The following is a 1,896-nucleotide window of genomic DNA, read 5'->3' on the forward strand; positions in this document are numbered from 1 at the left end:
CCGATGCCCTTCTGGAAGTGGTACATCGGCAGCACAAGGCATCGACGGTTGGACTCCACCTCGATGAACCCCCACCCCTTCGCCTTGCGGATGTGGTTGTTCACGGCGTTGTGGCTCGGTACCCTGCCGTCCTTGTCCGCGAGGATCTTGTTCAGCTCGCCCGGCGGGAACTCGGCGTGCCCGAGCTGGTTCGCCCAACCCATGGCCGCGTACTCGACGCGGTGGGCGTTGTCGAAGCGTGGGTCTCGCGCCCGGCGCTTGTACTCGTCCTGGGAGACGGCGGCGTAGTCGCCTTCGAACTGAAACGGGGTACGCCCCACTGCGGCAGTCCCTTCCTGTGGGCGCACAGGGGTGCGCCAGTGACCCCCGCCAGACGGCGGGACATGTGCCTCCCTTTCTTCGCGGGGGTGGCCGTGCGGCGAGCACGGCGCTTCACAGGACGCCCAAGGCTTTCGGGCCTGGACTCGGTCTCTTGCAGTCGGGAGTGACGGCGGCGACCTGGTCGGGCATGGTACTACAGGCAAAGAGGAAGGCCCCCGTGGTGGGGGCCTTCCTGTCCTGCTCTACCGCTGGGACGCTAGCTTTCGCTGTGCACTGCCGTCATGTTCCGGATGCGCCTCTTGAAGTCCATCGGGATGAGAATCTGTGCCCGTCCGACCGGATGCTGCCACATGCCCTCATGCCCTTCGGGGGACATGAGTTGCACGGCTGTCATGGGGGGCAGCTTCTCTTTGTGCACGATCACCTTCACGCCTGCCGCCCGGAGTTCCTTCCCCTTCTCCTGCGGCGTGGTGAGAGTGGCCCACCTTTCGCGGTAGGTCGTGCCTGTCGGAATCTCTTCCCAAGCGTCCGGACGAACGGGGATGGCCTGAAGCTGTTCGCGGCGAGCATCCATTCGCTTGTACGACTTGCGGAAATCTTCCTTGGCCGCCGGACTGGAGTACAGCCCCGCGTCCCGTTCTTCGAGGAGTTCGTTAATCGCTGCCTCTACTTCTGCAAGCTCCCGCGTGTGGTCTACCCCCGGGCGGAACACCTTACGAACGATCTCGACCCGGCCGACCGCACGCAAGAAACCTTCTTCAACCGCGTTCTCCAGCCAGGGGGCGCTGATGCTGCGACTCCCTTCGGGGCATTCCTTATGCGTGGTCCGGCTTGCGCATCGGTAGTGCGGCCACTTGTGGCCCGGTGCTGCGTAGAGTGGTTCACCACAGGTGCAGAAAGCGACGCGCAGCAGGGGCGAGCCTCCGGCTCGGTTTCCAGTCTTCTTGCTGGTGTTCTCGTCAAGCTTCTTGTTCGCCAACTCCCAGTCCTCCCGGCTGATGAGCGGGACCGCTCTCTGCAAGGGATTACCCTCGGCATCCCGTACAACACGGGAGCGCTTCCCCTTCTCGCCGTTTGGTAGGTTCACCTCTTCCGTGATCTCCATCTGTCCCAGTACGTTTCTCGACCGCACGACTTTCGCCGTGTTGGCCGCAGTCCAGCGGCTACCCTTTGGGGGCTTTCCGTTTCGGATTCTCTGCGCATCGGCGGAAGTCGGAGTCTTGCTTCGATCCTCGTTGAGCCACCGAGCGATACTGTTAGCCGATTCTCCATCGATCAGACGCCGCACTATTTCTCGGAGTGTGGTCGCCGTGTCTGTCCCGTAGTCGTCCGGAACGAGAGTCCACCCCTCACCGGCTTCCAGCTTTTCCGCTCGATACCCGTAAGGGGTGCGCCCGCCACGCCAGCGTCCCTCCTTTACGAGGTGGTTGTATGAGGACTTTGCCCGCGCCTTGATCGCTTCCAGCTCGCCTTCCGCGAACGAGGCGATCAGGTTGAACAGGATCTTCCCCATCGGCGTGCTCAGGTCGATACCGTCGTCCTCGGTAGCCACCCGCTTCCCGTTCTTTTCAGCCC

General features: G+C 63.1%; 2 protein-coding genes. Both read right to left on the minus strand.

The annotated features are described in order from the left end of the window. On the minus strand, positions 1-320 hold a 320-nt coding region (locus CIB93_RS38380), incomplete at its 3' end, for a hypothetical protein (protein WP_179500381.1). Positions 321-577: 257 nt separating this feature from the next. Then, the coding region (locus CIB93_RS36900; protein ID WP_096633122.1) for a recombinase family protein at positions 578-1,896 on the minus strand (1,319 nt) is incomplete at its 5' end.

Origin of the sequence: Streptomyces sp. WZ.A104 (assembly GCF_002382885.1) — a bacterium.
Classification (GTDB): Bacteria; Actinomycetota; Actinomycetes; order Streptomycetales; family Streptomycetaceae; genus Streptomyces.